This window comes from Oleiphilus sp. HI0125 (genome assembly GCF_001635355.1).
The window spans coordinates 1-309 of sequence record NZ_LWGF01000476.1 but is presented as its reverse complement, the minus strand read 5'-3'; the positions used below and the strand labels follow the sequence as shown (position 1 = coordinate 309).

The 309-nt window shown below is 45.6% G+C and carries 1 pseudogene; it reads right to left on the bottom strand.

The window, feature by feature from the left end:
• Window positions 1–12: 12 nt before the first annotated feature.
• Window positions 13–309, bottom strand: a pseudogene (locus A3762_RS27225) (amino acid ABC transporter substrate-binding protein); the annotation flags it as partial.

Here is a 309-nt window from a genome sequence, read left to right as displayed (position 1 = left end):
TACCTATTCGAATTAACGAATCGGTGGTGAGTATAGGAAGCCACCTTTATTCCATTGCTCGTTAATGCCACGTGCAATTTTAAGAGGAGAACCCATACCTACATTACGCTCGAATGACTCGCCGTAATTACCTACTTGTGAAACGATGTTGTAAGCCCAATCAGCACTTAAACCAAGCTTCTCGCCAGCATCACCTTCAGTCCCAAGAAGACGCTTCTGAGCAGGCTTACCGTTGTCTTTCATATCAGCTGCGTTCGCAGAATCGACACCCAAGAACTCAGCTTCGATCATTGCTACCAAAGACCACTT